Genomic DNA, 16,710 nt, shown 5'->3' with positions numbered 1-16,710 from the left:
AAATTGATTACACAGTCGATGATTTCGAAGTCAAAAAGTGTCGTGATTGCTTGAAAGATTTAAATTAACTCTCTAGACTTTCGTAGTTTAGATGGATGTTGAACCCCCGTTAGATTTTAGATTGACGGGGTTTTCATTTTTTTATCATTGCTATTTGAAAATAGAACCAACATATCCACGCTAATTCATAAATATTGATAATTAATAAAGATTATTAAAAATAAGGGTTTATTTAATTTTAACTTGTGATTTGACCATAACAATACTCATCTCAACTAAATTCATGCTTTAAGTGTTATTGCAATATGCGATATTTAGATTATACTTTGAATATAGCAAAATGCGATAAATAATTATGCATGTGATCACTCACGCTCGGATTCTGGAAGCAATGCAAAAGTGGCCACACGCTGAAACGGCATTGGATGGTTGGTATCGAATTATCAAGGCCAATGATCCTAAGGATTTTGCCGACATGAAGCGATTATTTCCCGCAGTCGATAAAGTCGGAAAATTTCATGTCTTTGATATTGGTGGCAACAAGATCAGGTTGATCGCAGTTGTAATCTACCAGGCAAAACGGGTCTATATTCGCCATGTCTTATCCCATCAGGAATATGATAAAGGTCATTGGAAGGAGGCTTAATATGAATGCAATGATTAAACAGGCCGTTGATCACTGGCGTTATGTTGCACCATTGCTCAGCAAGCCAGAAACTGAAGAAGACTTTAATACCCTTACTGAAGCTTTAGATGAACTTCTGGATATTGTAGGTGATGATGAGTCGCATCCCTTAATGGGACTGATTCTTCAACTGGGTGATTTAGTCTCAGCTTATGAACATGAGCATTTGCCAATGCCAGAAGGCGATGGTCGTACTGCACTCGCTTTCCTGATGGAACAGCATGGCCTCAGCCAATCAGACCTATCTGATATAGCTACCCAGTCGATCATTTCTGAAATCCTGAATGGTAAACGTCAGCTCAATATCCGCCATATTAAAGCTTTGTCTGAACGTTTTAACGTTTCTGCAGATACTTTCTTTTAAGTAATAAGAAACCAAATTTTAAATTGATCTATGAGCTGTGCTTTCTGGAAGCAGGTTGCACAGCCAGACAGATTTTGATTAGAACAAGAAGTCTATATAAGCTCTGATTAGAAGAATATATGTTTATTAAAATGTATGGAAAACATAAATATTATTGATGTTTAGCCTTATATGTCCTAATAATTTTCTAAGCATCTAGAGGAAAGGGAATATATATGACAACTCATGCAGAACACCAAACAGAGCAAGAAGATAATCCGCAAAAAGAATCTAATGATGATAAAGGCAATCAAGCAACCTATAAGGGTGTAAAGCCTGAGAAAAAGCCTAATGCCGAGCCTGAGCATCCGCTGAGGGAGCAAAAGTAAGATATTGATATCAGAAAGCCCTAATTGAATTTAGGGCTTTTTAGATTTTGATTTAAATTTCGGAAAATTTCTGCTTCACTTTACTGGGAAGATGAAATTACCGATCAATCTTTAACAGTCCATCCCAACTAAAATAATTCTGGCTTAGATACTGTTGAGACATGGCCCAGCTCCGGTCAGGAATTTTAGCTGCTCCAATTGCCAGCTTTTGATCCCCAAATCTTTCTTTTACTTTTTCTAGCGCTTGTTGAAGCTTCTCATTTTTCTCGATTTGAGCATGGTCCGAGAGCAAGTCATAGACATAGGCCGATTTAGGTTCAAGCGCCGTTAGAATAACCCCACATTTTTTAAACTCAACACCTTCTGAAAACAGTTCATGCATCTGTTGCATTAATGCCCGGTTCATGACAACAGCAGAATCAGTAGGTTCAGGAAAAGCGATATTGATAGATTTATGATAAAAGGATGTGTTCTTGTCAAAAGGATTGGATTGAGCGAAAGCAATGATGCAACCACATAAGGATTCATCTTCTCTTAAGCGTTTGACAGCATTTTGCAGGTAATCACTCATGGCTTCCGTTAAAGCTTCAAGATCCATCACTCGAGAACCAGATGAGCGTGAAGAAATAATCTGCTTCTTAGGCTGGCACGCCTGTTCCAGTTCAATACAGGAAATTCCCTGTAATTCCATCACAGTTCTTTGCATAACAACTGAAAATAATTTTCCGATTCGATGACAATCGGCCTGAGCTAAATCAAGAACGGTATGTATGCCTAAGTTCTTTAACTTTTTACTCTGCTGGCGCCCAACCCCCCAGACTTCAGCAACATCAATCAAGCTCCAGAAGTAATCTCTATGTTGTGGATGCATTGAAGAAAGGTCGCAAACCCCATTGAAGCGTTTGGCTTTCTTGGCCATATGGTTAGCTAATTTAGCTTCGGTTTTGGAACGGCCAATGCCGACACAAACGGGTAAGCCAATCCATTGCAAAATACGCTGTCGCATATCCTGACCATATTCTGTTAAATCATGATTTTTTGCATAAGCTGTAATTTTCAGAAAGCATTCATCTATGGAGTAAACCTCCTGTTCATCAGGTGCTACATATTCAGACAGAATGGAATGAAAGCGTTTGGACATTTCTGCATATAGGGCATAGTTGCTGGATAGCACCTGAACTTGATGCTGTTCGACGATATCGCGAATCTGGAAGAGTGGAACAGCCATTTTAATGCCGAGATCTTTTGCTTCCTGCGAACGTGAGACTACACAGCCATCGTTATTTGATAGCACGATCACAGGTACATGATTTAGTTTCGGATTGAATATGCGCTCACAACTGACATAGCAGTTATTGACGTCAATCAGCGCATAGATTTCCTGCTGATATTTCATCTGAATTTTTTAATGACGTTGGTGACCACACCCCAGATTTCAAATTGCTGACCTTCTACAGGATGAATATCGGGATAATCGTCATTCTCAGCTTTTAGCCAGCAACCCTTTACATCGACAATCAGCCGTTTGACCGTAAATTCGTTATCTACACAGGCAATCACAATATCTCGATGTTGCGCTTCAATACTACGATCTACAATCAATGCGTCATTGATATCAATGCCTGCATTCAGCATCGACAGCGAATTGGCACGAACGATAAAAGTAGCATTAGCGTTATTGATCAGGAATTCATTCAGGTCGAGTTTTTTATCAATATAGTCTTGTGCGGGTGAGGGAAAACCAGCCTGAACGCGTTCAGTGACCAAAGGAATTTCCATTTGAGTAACGGGATCAAACTGGCGAATATCACTGATTTCACTTTCTTTTTTAAGTGATTTTAAGTATGCTTTGATATCCAGGACTTTAGATTCAGGTACACGAATTACTTTAGTTTCTTCGGCCTTTTTTCTGCCTGCACCAATTCTAAAGCCCCCATGCGAATTTGTCATAAATCTGCTACTTCTTGATTGTTGTTACATTAATCAAGATTGTAATGATTGCTTTATTTTTATACAAATAAAATAAATGATTTAAAATCAGATATTAATAATTAAACTGCTTTTATATTTCAGTTTTCCGACAAACGGGGATCTCTTGGCTTTGCAATAAATTCATCCCGCATTTCGAAGAAAAACTCACTTGCTTCCTCATGATCGCAGTGCAGCCAGTCCTGTCTTGACTCTTCAGGTATCACAATAATCGAGCGTTTTTCATCATTCGGATTATGGAACTGTTTCATAAAGGGATGCTGATTTGCATTAATCGTGAGCATTGAAAAAGACCGAACTTTTTCACCCTCAATGATTGCATCATCATAAATGGCTGCAACAGTAAAAGGATCGCCGTCTTCACGAGAAACAGAATACCAATACGATTTGCCATCAATGTATTTGGGTTCATAGAATGTATCTACAGGTACCAAAGCAAACTGATTGTTTTTCCAGGCATGCCGAAAGCTTGCTTTTGAGGCAACTGTTTCAGTCCGGGCATTATAAGTATGCCGGCCAAATTTTAATTCTTTGGCCCAAGAAGGGATGAGTCCGAAACGTGCGATATCCAGTTCAAACTCGTCAGCACCGCGCATAATGATGGGAGCGGGAGCCAAAGGATATACATGCGTTTTTATATCCAGTTCAAGTTGCTCTTCATGAATGTCTAATAAAGAGAGACGGCTTTTTGAGGGGAATTCATAGTTTGAACACATGGGCGAACGCTCTCATTATGATCTATCATGAGAATTAAAATATAAGAGAGATAAGTGCAAAACAATTTGAATATCGTAAGTTAGATTTTAATCAGCAAGCAGGATTTTTTATTTTATAAGTATATATTTAGAGCCTAAAAATATTTAACTCAATAATATTTTAAGTAAATTTAATATTATGAAAGGATTAAAATTTTATTTAATCTATACAGATATACATAATTTAACTTTTTATTTAAAAAAACACTCTAAATGGCTTTGGAAAGCTACAAATATAGATGTTAGTTATATAGGCTTGCATTTATGAGCATGAGGTGAAAGATGAAGTTATTAACGTTAATTGGTGCAGGGGTACTTGCGGGTTATTGTTATAAGAAAATGAAATACAAAAAGGACGGTTCAAACAATCCTGCTCCTCAGAATGAACAGGTAGATAGCCAAGCACCAAATCCTGTTGAATAATTCCTTTAAAGGACCTCACCACTAGCAAGAGAAGGTTGTGAGGTCTCTCATTCTTTCAGTAAAGTCATCTTTGACAAGTCTTATATAATTTTCAGAACTTTGCTATTTTCAGAGAAACAGCAAACTCTTTTTAGCTATTTTTCCTTTTCATCTGTTCTAAATTTTCCTGATTAAATTTATTGATAAAGTTGAATGGTTTACAAAACTATTCATTTTAATAATAGCCATACTTTAAAAATAATGTGATCCTCTTTCTCAGGAGGACAGCTTATGAAAAAACTAATTATCTTGCCTCTTGTAGCTTTAATACTTCTGGGGTGTAGTCAACCAAATACACAGCAAGAAGCTGACTCTAAGATCCTACAGGATGAGGATTTAAAAAAATTTAGGGAGATGGTAAGGAATGCTTTACCTAATTCAGATCTGGTTCAATTTCATCAACAAGAGGGAGAATGTGGTGAGGTTAGTTTCAGAGATAAATCTACGAATGAAATGAAGCATCGGAGGTTTATTGTAGTAAATAAAAATATTGTGCTGATTGAAAGACGGCAGGTAGATCAGGAATATTTTGATCTTTCATGGAGGAATGCATGTCGAGATTATTTCGGGTAAAGAATGAATATTTATTAAAATTCTTATTTGAAAATAATGACCGCTATAATTGAATATCAATTAAAATATTTGATCATTGAGCCACTCTTTAGAGTGGCTTTTTAATGTCTGGATTTCTGAATTTTGCTCGAAATATGGTTACTGAGTAGATCCGTATTTCATACTCTAGCTTCGTACCCATAAATAGAATATTGATCAATTTATATAGATAATAAATATAAAAATTATTTAAAAAGGAATAAATATTGCTTCTTGAAAGCATAGCTTTTGCTTTAGGTTCTGGATATGTATCTCTTTAAAATATGCGGCATTATTTTCCTCGTCATCCTTGCTGTTTCTCTCATGGTTTTAGGTCTTATTTATCAGGATCCTTTATTTGCTTTGATAGGGCTATTGTTCGCGGTTTGCGCAGTATTATTATTTTCCATGATCAAGAAAAGTCTTGCTGACTTTTAGATCACTCATTTCGTTTAAAAGTTTAAAGATTTGGACTAGAGATCAAGGTGAATAGCAGGATGATAGCAATCAATATTATGCACCGAGATGGAATCAACAATTTAGAAAAATAATTGTGTTGAAAAGTCTTTGGATTAATCAGTGGAATAAGAAAGACTTATACGGGCAACTAGTCATGGGGATTAGATTGATCAGATGATCTGATAACACACTTATTACTAGGTGTTATTTTGCAGAAGTTCATCGAAAGATGGGCTTTTTTGTTGCCTAAAATAAAGCTTTATCAAGTTCAAACTAGAAATTATTGACTCCAAAGATCACAATTTAGACTTTTTATGTATGGATATATATTTAATTTCTATATATATTTATATTTGTCATGAATTGGCTATTGTTTGACCGTTGTACATTTCGTCAACAATCCTGAATCAGCGCAAAATGATAAAGGGGAAGAGCCCACAGCAATGTGGGCTTTTTTATTGCCTAAAGAAAAGTTTAGCTTAATTTCTTACTATGTATCTGGCTTGAATAGCCTAGCTAAGCTAAGTAATAGATCTGGTCAAAGAGACTGAGATTAACTAGAAATTTGAATAAGTGACTTATTTCTATTTTATCGGTCGATATGATTGTTAATCATCGACTTAATATCAAAGTGTGATTGACTGCATGCAATATTTTTACTATATTTTACCATATGTTCAAAAATCTCCACGTTTTGAATTTAGAGTTCTGCCCACATCGTCCCCAATGATGTGGGTTTTTTTTGAGTAAAATTAAGAATGCCTGTTCAAATTAATAAGAATATACAAGTTAATTTCATAGAATAGGTAAGAATGTTACATTGATAGATGTTATAACAGTTAAAGCATAGGTTTAATAAGACTTATGGTAATCCTCCCATAAATAACCGAAGTTAAAAGTAGAGGTTAAGCAGCCATTAGAGGTGGCTTTCCTTTGTTAGCTTGATGTGGTCTTTCATGGTTGTAATGCCACAACCAGTTTGTTGCATAATCTTGTACTTCATCCAAAGTATCAAATAAATGCTTGCTCAGCCAACTATAACGTATGGTCCGATTATAGCGTTCAATATACGCATTCTGCTGTGGCTTACCCGGTTGAATATATTCAATACGAATACCGTGCTCAGTAGCCCAGCGCACAAATTCGTGACTGATAAATTCGGGACCATTATCGCATCGGATCACTAACGGTTTTTCTCTCCACTCCAGCAATTGATTCAACGTACGAATAACCCTGATTGTGGGCAATGAGAACCCTGCTTCAATGGCTAGGCCTTCGCGGCGGTAATCATCAATCACATTCAATAATCGAAACTTGCGACCATCGGAAAGCTGATCATGCATAAAATCTAATGACCAAACCCGATTTTCTCGGATTGGTTCTTTCAATGGTTCAGGCGCATGCCGTTTTAGTCTTCTTCTCGGTTTAATACGCAGATTCAGTGCCAACTCACAGTAAATGCGGTAAACCCGCTTGTGATTCCAGCAGCAACTCTCAACATGCCGTAAATACGAGAAGCACAAACCAAAGCCCCAATCGGAATTTTCCTCAGTGAGTTCAATGAGCTGTTCAGCAATGAGTGCATTGTCATCGCTGAGTTTGGCTTGATAGCGGTAGCAGGTTTCACTAATGCCAAATGCTTTACAAGCCAAACGAATACTAATGGCATGCTGGGCAACTGCCTGTTGTGCCATCTTACGCCGGCAAGATGGCTTTACCACTTTTTTGCCATCGCTTCCTGGATGATTTCGGCCTTTAATCGCTCTTCCGCATACATCTTTTTAAGTCTGGTATTTTCGGCTTCTAGCTCTTTCAGTCGAGCCATTAATGATGTATCCATACCACCATATTTGGCACGCCATTTATAAAAGGTAGCATTACTCATGCCGTGTTCACGGCAAAGGGTCGCTACAGGTGTGCCAGATTCAGCCTGTTTCAAGATGGACATGATCTGACTGTCAGTAAATTTAGATGTTTTCATGCAGAATCTCCTGCTCGTATCTTAAGAGAAAATTCTACTTTTAGATCCTATTATTTTTAGGGGGGATTACCAAGTAACCTAGTATTTATTTCGAAGATTTAAGAGCCTTTTAAAATTCCATGAATATAAATCTATAGTTAATTTAAATATGACCGAGACCCAATCAATGCAACTCAGCGCAACTTATATTTATTTTAAGTTATTAGAAATAGAAGAGAATCTAGTCTGATGCAATCTCTAGCTATTCATTACAGACTCAGTTTTTTCTACTTTTTTTATTATGCGATTGTGGGCGCATTCATGCCTTTCTGGAGTCTGTATCTGGAAGATCAAGGCTTTAATTATCAGGAAATTGGGATTTTATCTTCGATTGCGATTGTCACCCGATTTTTTGCGCCATTTATTTGGGGGTGGATTGCAGACAAATCCGGGAAACGCATGTTGCTGGTGCGTATAGCTACCTGGATGGAAGCCTGTATCTGGTTCATGATTTTTATCATTCCAAATAGCTTCCAGTCAGTCGCTTTGCTTATGCTGATTTTCAGTTTCTTTCAGAATGCAATTTTGGCTCAGTTTGAAGGCGTGACTTTATTCTGGTTAGGTGAGAAAAGGGCAGAGCTCTATGGCAAAGTGCGTAAGTGGGGATCTATTGGATTTATTATTGGCGTATTTGGTTTAGGGGCAATTTTTGAAATTATCAGCATCAGTATGCTACCAATCTTATTGCTCTGTATTTCATTTCTGGCTTTTCTCTGGTCATTTACCATCAAAGAACCTACAGCAGCACCGACAGCTCAGAAAAAACTCGAAGCCTTATGGCCGATCTTCAAGCGTCCAGTGGTATACAGTTTTTTCCTGATTGAATTGATCATGCTATTTTCGCATGCACCGTTTTATAGTTTTTATAGTAACTATCTCAGCCAGAATGGATTCAGTACCAGTCAGATCGGATTGCTTTGGTCGGTTGGAGTCATTGCTGAAATCATTATGTTTGCCTACGCTACATTCTTTCTGACACGCTGGTCATGGCGTCATCTGGCAATGCTATGCCTGTTAATGACTGGTTTAAGATGGTTGACTGTCGGCATATTTCCATCGTCATTTCTGGCACAGTTTCTTGCCCAGACCATTCATGCCCTGAGTTTTGGCTTATTTCATATGATTGCCATGCGGGTTATTTTTCAGAACTTCTCGGCCGGACAGCAAGGCCGTGGACAGGCACTTTATAGCACCATGTGGGGCTTAGGCGTAGCGAGTGGCAGCATTCTAGCTGGTCGTTATTGGGATCAGGTCGGTGGAACATCAATCTTTATTGCTGCTGCGCTCTCGACCTTGCTGGGCCTATTGCTGGTATTTGGCTTACCCAACAAAGTCGAACTGCAAAAGCAGGTTTAAGATACGATTGAATAATTAAATGCGGATTTTGGAATATTGATCAAACCAGGGCTGAGCCTGTTCTAATTGAGCGGCCAGTTGCAACAGTAAATCTTCACGGGCAAATGGTGCAATAAACTGTGAACCTAAAGGTAAGTTATTTTCATTCCAGTAAAGCGGTATAGACATTGCTGGGAGGCCGGTAATATTGGCTAGCTGCGTGAATGGCACCCATTTCAGGTTTTCTTTTACAATCTGATCGACCAGCTTACCTTGTGCCAATAAATGTGCCTTATTCATTTTTAATAGAGCTTTAAGAATCGGCTTCTGCCAGTTTGGTGTTTTGACTTCGCCATTTTTGGGTGCAACAGTGGCTGTGGCTGGTGTCAGGTAGAGATCATAATCATCAAAGAAATGATTCATCTGGGTTACATATTGTCCCCAATTAGTCAGATTCTGGATATATTCAATCGCCGTTGTTTTGGCACCAAAAGCAGCCAGAGCCAGAGAATCCAGTTCAAAATCGCCTGATCTGGATGGATAGCCTTTCTGGATTTCGTCCAGCATATAAGAAAACTGGCTAAACCACGTCGTAATAAAATCTTTAGCCAGTTGCATGCCATCAATCTGCGGTTGATCCTCAACGACTTCATGACCTAAAGATTCCAGTAAACGGGCAGTTTGTTCTACCGCTTTAATAGCATCTTGAGAAACAGGCGTATCGATGCTGGAACGGGTATTAAATGCGATTTTTAATTTTTTTGGTGGTTGCTGAATCACTTCCAGATAATGTGTATGCGGACGTTGAATGGTAAACAGTGAACTGCGATCTTCACCATGGGTGGCATCCAGCATTGCTGCACTATCCCGAACAGTTTTAGTGAGTACATGTTGAATGGCAGCACCATGCATTGCTTCACTCATTTGCGGCCCCCACGGTGTACGTCCACGGCTTGGTTTTAAACCAAACAGACCACAGTAGGAAGCCGGAATACGAATTGAGCCACCACCATCACCTGCACCAGCAATTGGCACAATGCCGGCTGCCACAGCAGAAGCAGAACCACCTGATGAGCCACCACTGTTATGTCTTAAATTCCACGGATTTTTACAGCTACCCCAGGCATCTGGCTCGGTAATGCCTTTAATTCCGAATTCAGGGGTGTTGGTACGGCCAAAGGTCACGATACCTGCCTGTTCCCAACGGTTAACAATCTCGGCATTAGTCTCGGCGATATAACCGATGCGCTTTAAACCCTGACACCCATAAGATGTTGGATAACCTGCATATTCCTGAAACAGGTCTTTGACCAGAAATGGAACACCGGCAAACGGACCAGACAGATCTTGCTGGGTACGTTGCAAGGCATGCTCATGCATGGGAATAATAATGGCATTGATTTCAGGATTAATATTTGCACTGCGTTCTAAGGCAACTGATAAAAGTTCACTTGAATGCACCTGTTTATTTTTAACCAGTTCAGCCAGTCCTAATCCATCGTATTGTAAGTATTCTTCAAATTTCATCTGCATTCCCTAGCGTTGATATTGTTATAAGGTTGTAGAGGGTTTCAGTTCAGGATGCAAGCACCACCTGATTACGTCCCAAGTGTTTGGCTTGATATAAGGCCTGATCCGCGGTATTGATCAGTTGCTGTAAATCCTGAGAAAGCGGGGCATGTTGATGCGTAATCCCGAGACTCACAGTAATCGATAACGGTGATCCATCAGGTTGATACATTGGCGTTTTAGCTACCAGTTCACGAATACGCTCGGCAATAAACTGGGCCTTAGATGGTTTGGTATCCCAAAGCAAAATCACAAATTCCTCACCACCAATACGCGCAAACAGATCCTGAGAACGTAAATTAGAACGGATGATTTCAGCAAAGTGTTGCAGTACTTTATCGCCCACATGATGGCCAAAATGATCGTTTAAACGTTTGAAATGATCAATATCCAGCATAATCAGGGAAAACTGCACACTCTTGGAATGTTGTAGTAAATATTCACCTTTCTGAAAGAAAAAATGCCGGTTCATGGTACGCGTCAGACTGTCATGATTGGCCAAATACAATACCCGTTTAAACAGATCATTGCGGTTCTGACTGATGATACACAGGATCAGCGGTGATAATGCCAGCATAAATAGTCCGATCCTTAATGAGATATAAATGGTCGAGTCTGCCAACGTATCATGTGTAGTGGCATAGAACTGGGTCAGGCTGTAATACATCAAAATGATTACAAAGGCATTAATAATTGCAATTGTGAAGATGCGATAGGTCAGTGCTGCCCAGATTAAAGCTGCCAACGGATAAAGCAGGGCACCTGGACCGACAAAAATATTACTCAGGATAATACACAGGATTACCGTACCTGCTGGCAGCAGATAGCTAAAAGAGTTCTGCTTCTTTCTGCGGTTTTTAAATAAATACTTGAGATCTTTGGTTCTAGGAAAGGCTAGAAAAAGCGGCAGGACAATAATGTAATTTACCATTTCACCTGTCCACCACAGCCCAAAATCTATCCATAAATTTTCCTTGGTCATAAAGGAATGAGGAAGATTGGGTAAGGTAGCCACGGCAAAAGCTGCACTGGCCAAGCATCCTGCGAATGCGCAGATGCCAAACATATGCACGAAAGTGAAACCAGTATTGTAGTACTTATAATTGATCTGGAAATATCGGATAAAAAATAGCGATACAATCGTACTAATCAGGTTAGCAAGTGTTAGAAACAGGCTTTGTAATAGATTATTACCTGTCGCCAGATCAGCAAACATAAATGCACAGAAAGCACCTAGCCACCCGCCCATATTGTTTAAATGCGGGAAGCGTAAGAACATGGCCAGCAAGGCAGCGTTAGCAGGCCAGAGTATGGCTAAGTAATCCTGTGTTCTGGTCATAATGCCAATCAAACAAGTCACTAAAATAATGAAAAGAATGACCAAGTAGGCATATGTTTCAGGATTCAAGTTCTGGTCTGTGATTCGAGGTATTCGCAAATCTAAGTCCTGTATCTAATTTTTATTTGTGAAATATCACTTTGTTTGGGAAATGCTTTTTACCCAAAAGTACAACTTTATTCTTGGAATAATCTGTTTTTACTTACGTTATCAATATACGTTTGTATACGAAATATATACAAAAAAATTAAAAAAGGAAATCCATGTTTTTAAACTATAATGATAAAAATTTGTTTTATTTCGGTATTTAAACTGATGCAGAGCAGAATATGATCCCGAAAAATATGATAAGTTAAAATTAATTATTAGGATTGAAACGAAGCCTGTGAATATGAAAAAAACCTGTCTTAGCCTTGTCTTGCTCATGAACTCATCTTGGCTAATGGCAACAGAAAACAATAATCAAGCTGCAAGTAGTATTACGAAACCTATCGAAGTTCCGAATACCTTTACTATTAATACCCGTCCTGAAATTGTTGGGCTATGGGGAATGGAAATTCCAGATAATAAGAAATGTGTTGAATACTATAATTTTAAAGGCAATAACAACGTCGTGATTAAAAGCGGTTCAGAATGGACCACAGGGCTGTATGACTATCAGCCTTCACAAGATCCGGCTGCACAGATTCCAGCGCTGATTATGCAGGTGAAATACGACAATAATGAAAAAGACTGTTCCGGTAATCAGGTAGATCAGTCAGGCGAGATTTCGCAGTATTTTGTGAAGTGGCAGAACTCAAATACCATTAATTTCTGTGCCAATGAAAAAGCAGAGCAATGTTTTGCTGTACTTCGACGCATTTTGCCTTGATTGAAGGCTAGATATAAAAACCGCTGAATTCAGCGGTTTTTTTATTAGATCAAGTCTCGGATCAAGCTTTTTCTTTGTCTTCAGCACCTTCAAGCTGCTTCAACAAATGTTTTTCCAGGTAGTGAATATCCATTGCCTGTTCACAGAATTTTTCATCCTGAAGAATCAGATCTTTGTGTAATGGGATATTGGTCTTCACACCTGTCAGAATCATTTCATCCAAGGCCTGCTTCATGCGTGCTATTGCAGTTTTACGGTCTTTACCATGGGCAATTAGCTTGGCAATCATAGAATCATAATATGGCGGGATGCTGTAACCTGGATAGATATGAGAGTCTAAACGGATACCTGCACCACCTGGCGCATAGAAGGTCTCGATTTTGCCTGGAGATGGCATAAAGTTCGATGGATCTTCTGCGTTGATACGACATTCGATCGCATGACCTTGTACGCGTACATCTTCTTGCTGGATATCCAGACCTAAGCCAGCCGCAATACGTAACTGCTGCTCAATGATGTCGATACCGGTGACCATTTCAGTCACAGGATGTTCTACCTGAACACGGGTATTCATTTCAATAAAGAAGAATTCACCTTCTTCAAACAGAAACTCGAATGTACCGGCACCACGATATTGCATCAATTTACAAGCATTGACACAGGCTTCAAGAATGTCAGCACGAGCCTGTTCTGGCAGGTTAGGCGCTGGCGCTTCTTCAAGCACTTTCTGGTGACGACGCTGTAAAGAACAGTCACGGTCATATAAATGGATCGCATGACCATTACCGTCGCCTAGAACCTGTACTTCGACGTGACGCGGTTTTTGCAGGAAACGTTCCATATAAACCGTGTCATCGCCAAACCACATTTCTGCATCACGCTGTGCGGCTTGTACTGATTCAAGCAGGGTATCTACACGTTCTACAATACGCATACCACGACCACCACCACCGGAAGCCGCTTTCACGATGAGCGGGAAACCAATTTCTTTGGCTTCAGCAAGCGCATTGTGAATCGTCACGGCATGATCGCAGCCAGGTACAGTTGGTACACCCGCTTTTTTCATGGCAATAATCGCAGAAACCTTATTCCCCATTAGGCGAATATGTTCCGGACGTGGACCAATGAAGATAAAACCAGAACTTTCTACGATTTCAGCAAATTCAGCATTTTCAGATAAAAAGCCATAACCAGGGTGGATGGCATCTGCACTGGTGATTTCAGCGGCTGTAATCAGGGCTGGAATATTCAGGTAACTGTCGCTGCTCGCACCAGGACCAATACACACGGCTTCGTCACAGAAGCGTAAGTGCATCAGGTCTTTGTCAGCGTCTGAATAGACACCGACTGTTTTAATTCCTAAAGTTTTGCAAGCTCGGGCGATGCGCAGGGCAATCTCACCTCGGTTTGCAATTAAAACTTTTTGCAACATTATGAATCCCCGAAGTGATTAGGCGCGGTAACGGAAAAGTGGCTGACCAAACTGAATCACTTCACCATTTTTCACCAGAATTTCTTCAATCACGCCGCTTTGAGTTGCTTCAATCGGGTTCATGATTTTCATTGCTTCAATGATACCCAGTGTTTCACCAGCAGAAACAGTTTGACCAATTTTTACAAAAGGTGCTTCGCCTGGGCTTGGAGCTGCATAGAACACGCCAACCATTGGAGATTTTTCAACTGCACCACGAGGAGATTTAGCTGCAGGGACGTCAACTGCAGGTGCAGGCATTGCAGGAACAGCTGCTGCAACTACTGGATTACGACGAGTCAGAGCGATCGACTGATCACCTTCCTTAACTTCAATCGCCTGTAAGTCAGATTCAATCATCAAATCGATGAGCTTCTTGATTTTACGGATATCCATGAGACAGTATTCCTAATTAAGATTGTTTAGAAGATTGTATTTTTTCAATGACATAGTCGAGTGCGGCAGCATAGCCTTTTGCACCTAGACCACAGATCACGCCAATAGCTTTATCGGATAGATATGAATGATGTCGGAATGCCTCACGTGCATGGACGTTAGACAGGTGGACTTCAATAAACGGGATTGCCACGCCAAGAAGTGCATCACGAACTGCAACTGAGGTATGCGTCAAGGCAGCAGGATTAATAATGATATATTGCACGCCGTCTTGTTGGGCTTGATGAATTCGGTCAACAATTGCGCCTTCCCAGTTGCTCTGGAAAGTGTCAAGTTGTAAAGTAGCTTTTTCAGCCTGAGCAGTGAGCTGTTGATTAATATCTTCTAGAGTTAAATAACCATAAACTTCGGGTTCGCGCTTTCCTAGCAAATTTAAATTCGGTCCATGAATAACCAAAATGGTCGAAGTCATCTATGGTGCTCCAGTTAAAAAGTTTCAGGATAGGTTTGCAAGATGTCTGCAAACTTCGCCTATTATGGCATGAATTCCTACATTATTTTTATAATTTCTTTGAATTGACATAGAAAAGCATGTACCACGCAGTGGCCATATAATGAAAACTTTGCAAGCATTTAGCAATGTTCAAAACTACCAAATCTTCGTCTTTTACATCATTTTTATATTTTAGATGAATTGGCTGAATTGTTACATTTATGCTGTGTAAGTTAGACCTCAATGTTTATTCATAATTCTTTTAAATTGGGTGTTTATTCGGCAATGGCTTGTCAAAAATAAAAATTATTAGTCGAAGTCTCTGCTCATATCAAAAATTATGGTGATCAGTAAAAGACCGGGTTTTCATTATATTTTTGGATGAATCAAAATTTTATTCTATTCATTATTATGCAAACTAAAATATCAAACTTGGAATAAAAATCAAAAAGTTATTTGATAAATGGTATGAACTGAAGTTTAGTATTAAATGGATTTTATGTCGCTAGTAAAGCAAATAACACATTATTTTTCTGCAAAAAAAGATAGGCTCATTGCTACTAAACATTGGCTAAATGATACTGATCACAAACGTAAAATTAAAAACTTATGATTCTTCATTAATCTTTTATTGGCCTCGTCTAATATTGACGAATGTGCTCAATTTTCTAAAGCTTACCTTTATTTGTAATTCTTTATGTTCGCTCAATAACATTGGCAAAATGGCACTTCATGTATAGGCGTTGTTATTCATCTGAATATTGCCTAAGTTTTTAAATGATGAATTTTTAAGCTTAATACCAGGATGGTATGAGGAATTAGAAGGATAAATGAGATAGCTAAGTTCGGTTAAAGTGCGATATGAATAGATATGCCGGATTAAAAGGTGATGGTATCTGATTGTATTTTGAACATATATTGATTGTATAGACTATGGAGAATCACAGAATAAAACCCAAGCAGAATTGATAAGCTATAATGAAGATTCCGTCAAAATACTATCGAAGCTGTTATGACACCTGCATGCAAATTATTAAAATCTCAAAAAATTGAATATAGCATTCACGAATATGAACATGATGCTAATGCCAAAAGCTTTGGTCTGGAAGCGGCAGAAAAGTTAGGATTAGCAGTAGAAGAAGTATTCAAAACTTTATTAGTCACGGGTGAGAAGCAGTATTTTGTGGCAGTTCTTCCAGTCAACCATCAGTTAAACCTGAAAAAAGTAGCATCAGCTTTTGGTTGTAAAAAGCTACAAATGGCTGATCCGAAACAGGCAGAACGTCTAACGGGTTATCTTGTCGGTGGGATTAGTCCGGTTGGGCAGAAAAAACGCCTGAAAACTGTCATTGATGCATCTGCAGAACAGCTGAATAAAATCTATGTCAGTGGGGGTAAACGTGGGCTGGATATTGGTTTAAAACCTTTGGATCTGGCTAAGGTCCTAGATGCAAAATTTGTGGATGTATTGGATATCTAAAATTTTAAGTATTCTTCAATAAAACTGCCTCATTTAGAAGCGTTCATATCAATGGATGCTTCA

17 protein-coding genes are annotated in these 16,710 nt (G+C 39.0%); 8 read left to right on the top strand and 9 right to left on the bottom strand.

Translation table 11 applies throughout. The features are described 5' to 3' along the window. The first annotated feature begins 355 nt into the window (after positions 1–355). The 3 genes from AC4MCC_RS08095 (at position 356) to AC4MCC_RS08085 (ending at position 1,417) form a co-directional block, all read left to right on the top strand. Entirely contained in the window at positions 356–646 is a 291-nt protein-coding gene (locus AC4MCC_RS08095; RefSeq protein WP_419365259.1) for a type II toxin-antitoxin system HigB family toxin, read from the top strand. Position 647: 1 nt separating this feature from the next. Further along, positions 648–1,049 carry a helix-turn-helix domain-containing protein gene (locus AC4MCC_RS08090; protein ID WP_419365257.1) on the top strand — a complete coding sequence of 134 codons (402 nt, stop codon included), beginning with the start codon at positions 648–650 and terminating at the stop codon, positions 1,047–1,049. Positions 1,050–1,264: 215 nt separating this feature from the next. Further along, positions 1,265–1,417 carry a hypothetical protein gene (locus tag AC4MCC_RS08085; RefSeq protein ID WP_171431294.1) on the top strand — a complete coding sequence of 51 codons (153 nt, stop codon included), beginning with the start codon at positions 1,265–1,267 and terminating at the stop codon, positions 1,415–1,417. 97 nt (positions 1,418–1,514) lie between these two features. On the opposite strand, the gene AC4MCC_RS08080 is transcribed toward AC4MCC_RS08085, so the two are convergent. The 3 genes from AC4MCC_RS08080 to AC4MCC_RS08070 form a co-directional block, all read right to left on the bottom strand. Further along, on the bottom strand, positions 1,515–2,813 hold the full coding sequence (locus AC4MCC_RS08080) for a Y-family DNA polymerase (protein ID WP_491885110.1): 1,299 nt from the start codon (positions 2,811–2,813) through the stop codon (positions 1,515–1,517). Further along, positions 2,810–3,367 (bottom strand): LexA family protein, encoded by a 558-nt coding sequence (locus AC4MCC_RS08075; protein WP_180179319.1) that lies wholly within the window; start codon positions 3,365–3,367, stop codon positions 2,810–2,812. Before AC4MCC_RS08075 ends, AC4MCC_RS08080 begins: the two co-directional genes overlap by 4 nt. A gap of 119 nt (positions 3,368–3,486) precedes the next feature. Then, positions 3,487–4,122, bottom strand: coding sequence for an SOS response-associated peptidase (locus tag AC4MCC_RS08070; RefSeq protein WP_491885109.1), 636 nt, complete (start codon positions 4,120–4,122; stop codon positions 3,487–3,489). Between the two features lie 321 nt (positions 4,123–4,443). Between AC4MCC_RS08070 and AC4MCC_RS08065 the strand changes: the two genes are divergently transcribed. Further along, positions 4,444–4,584, top strand: a complete 141-nt coding sequence (locus AC4MCC_RS08065) for a hypothetical protein (protein ID WP_175967540.1) — start codon at positions 4,444–4,446, stop codon at positions 4,582–4,584. A 270-nt stretch (positions 4,585–4,854) separates the two neighbouring features. After that, positions 4,855–5,196, top strand: a complete 342-nt coding sequence (locus AC4MCC_RS08060; RefSeq protein ID WP_034170370.1) for a hypothetical protein — start codon at positions 4,855–4,857, stop codon at positions 5,194–5,196. A 1,382-nt stretch (positions 5,197–6,578) separates the two neighbouring features. Here the strand turns inward: AC4MCC_RS08060 and AC4MCC_RS08055 are convergent. After that, positions 6,579–7,654 (bottom strand): IS3 family transposase gene (locus AC4MCC_RS08055; RefSeq protein WP_491885108.1). Its coding sequence is split into 2 segments (ribosomal slippage): positions 6,579–7,402 and positions 7,402–7,654, totalling 1,077 coding nucleotides; the frame shifts between segments, so codons are not numbered across the junction. Between the two features lie 228 nt (positions 7,655–7,882). Between AC4MCC_RS08055 and AC4MCC_RS08050 the strand changes: the two genes are divergently transcribed. Next, entirely contained in the window at positions 7,883–9,049 is a 1,167-nt protein-coding gene (locus tag AC4MCC_RS08050; RefSeq protein WP_491885107.1) for an MFS transporter, read from the top strand. 15 nt (positions 9,050–9,064) lie between these two features. On the opposite strand, the gene AC4MCC_RS08045 is transcribed toward AC4MCC_RS08050, so the two are convergent. After that, complete coding sequence (locus AC4MCC_RS08045) at positions 9,065–10,555, bottom strand: amidase (RefSeq protein WP_419365245.1); 1,491 nt, start codon at positions 10,553–10,555, stop codon at positions 9,065–9,067. A gap of 49 nt (positions 10,556–10,604) precedes the next feature. Continuing rightward, the gene (locus AC4MCC_RS08040; RefSeq protein ID WP_180179315.1) at positions 10,605–12,035 is read right to left on the bottom strand and encodes a sensor domain-containing diguanylate cyclase; all 1,431 of its coding nucleotides are present in this window, start codon (positions 12,033–12,035) and stop codon (positions 10,605–10,607) included. 325 nt (positions 12,036–12,360) lie between these two features. On the opposite strand from AC4MCC_RS08040, the gene AC4MCC_RS08035 reads away from it, so the two are divergent. Next, positions 12,361–12,807, top strand: coding sequence for a hypothetical protein (locus tag AC4MCC_RS08035; protein WP_180179365.1), 447 nt, complete (start codon positions 12,361–12,363; stop codon positions 12,805–12,807). A 61-nt stretch (positions 12,808–12,868) separates the two neighbouring features. Here the strand turns inward: AC4MCC_RS08035 and accC are convergent, their stop codons facing one another. Genes accC through aroQ form a run of 3 tightly spaced genes read right to left on the bottom strand, consistent with a single transcriptional unit; the run spans position 12,869 to position 15,146 of the window. Next, the gene (gene accC, locus AC4MCC_RS08030) at positions 12,869–14,239 is read right to left on the bottom strand and encodes an acetyl-CoA carboxylase biotin carboxylase subunit (protein WP_491885106.1); all 1,371 of its coding nucleotides are present in this window, start codon (positions 14,237–14,239) and stop codon (positions 12,869–12,871) included. Positions 14,240–14,257: 18 nt separating this feature from the next. Beyond that, positions 14,258–14,674 carry an acetyl-CoA carboxylase biotin carboxyl carrier protein gene (accB, locus tag AC4MCC_RS08025; RefSeq protein ID WP_491885105.1) on the bottom strand — a complete coding sequence of 139 codons (417 nt, stop codon included), beginning with the start codon at positions 14,672–14,674 and terminating at the stop codon, positions 14,258–14,260. A gap of 16 nt (positions 14,675–14,690) precedes the next feature. Then, a complete protein-coding gene (gene aroQ, locus AC4MCC_RS08020; RefSeq protein WP_004785950.1) occupies positions 14,691–15,146 on the bottom strand; it encodes a type II 3-dehydroquinate dehydratase in 456 nt (151 codons plus the stop codon). A gap of 1,033 nt (positions 15,147–16,179) precedes the next feature. Here aroQ and ybaK point away from each other — a divergent pair. After that, complete coding sequence (gene ybaK, locus AC4MCC_RS08015; protein WP_491885104.1) at positions 16,180–16,647, top strand: Cys-tRNA(Pro) deacylase; 468 nt, start codon at positions 16,180–16,182, stop codon at positions 16,645–16,647. The last annotated feature ends 63 nt before the right edge of the window (positions 16,648–16,710 follow it).

It is taken from the genome of Acinetobacter sp. CAU_H_56 (assembly GCF_058599425.1).
This window is presented reverse-complemented; position numbering and strand designations above follow the sequence as displayed.

What these genes read in the sequence shown, in the direction of transcription:
- AC4MCC_RS08095 (WP_419365259.1), top strand. Translation starts at nt 356, where the DNA reads ATGCATGTGATCACTCACGCTCGGATTCTGGAAGCAATGCAAAAGTGG.
- AC4MCC_RS08090 (WP_419365257.1), top strand. Translation starts at nt 648, where the DNA reads ATGAATGCAATGATTAAACAGGCCGTTGATCACTGGCGTTATGTTGCA.
- AC4MCC_RS08085 (WP_171431294.1), top strand. Translation starts at nt 1,265, where the DNA reads ATGACAACTCATGCAGAACACCAAACAGAGCAAGAAGATAATCCGCAA.
- AC4MCC_RS08080 (WP_491885110.1), bottom strand. Translation starts at nt 2,813, where the DNA reads ATGAAATATCAGCAGGAAATCTATGCGCTGATTGACGTCAATAACTGC.
- AC4MCC_RS08075 (WP_180179319.1), bottom strand. Translation starts at nt 3,367, where the DNA reads ATGACAAATTCGCATGGGGGCTTTAGAATTGGTGCAGGCAGAAAAAAG.
- AC4MCC_RS08070 (WP_491885109.1), bottom strand. Translation starts at nt 4,122, where the DNA reads ATGTGTTCAAACTATGAATTCCCCTCAAAAAGCCGTCTCTCTTTATTA.
- AC4MCC_RS08065 (WP_175967540.1), top strand. Translation starts at nt 4,444, where the DNA reads ATGAAGTTATTAACGTTAATTGGTGCAGGGGTACTTGCGGGTTATTGT.
- AC4MCC_RS08060 (WP_034170370.1), top strand. Translation starts at nt 4,855, where the DNA reads ATGAAAAAACTAATTATCTTGCCTCTTGTAGCTTTAATACTTCTGGGG.
- AC4MCC_RS08050 (WP_491885107.1), top strand. Translation starts at nt 7,883, where the DNA reads ATGCAATCTCTAGCTATTCATTACAGACTCAGTTTTTTCTACTTTTTT.
- AC4MCC_RS08045 (WP_419365245.1), bottom strand. Translation starts at nt 10,555, where the DNA reads ATGAAATTTGAAGAATACTTACAATACGATGGATTAGGACTGGCTGAA.
- AC4MCC_RS08035 (WP_180179365.1), top strand. Translation starts at nt 12,361, where the DNA reads ATGAACTCATCTTGGCTAATGGCAACAGAAAACAATAATCAAGCTGCA.
- accC (WP_491885106.1), bottom strand. Translation starts at nt 14,239, where the DNA reads ATGTTGCAAAAAGTTTTAATTGCAAACCGAGGTGAGATTGCCCTGCGC.
- accB (WP_491885105.1), bottom strand. Translation starts at nt 14,674, where the DNA reads ATGGATATCCGTAAAATCAAGAAGCTCATCGATTTGATGATTGAATCT.
- aroQ (WP_004785950.1), bottom strand. Translation starts at nt 15,146, where the DNA reads ATGACTTCGACCATTTTGGTTATTCATGGACCGAATTTAAATTTGCTA.
- ybaK (WP_491885104.1), top strand. Translation starts at nt 16,180, where the DNA reads ATGACACCTGCATGCAAATTATTAAAATCTCAAAAAATTGAATATAGC.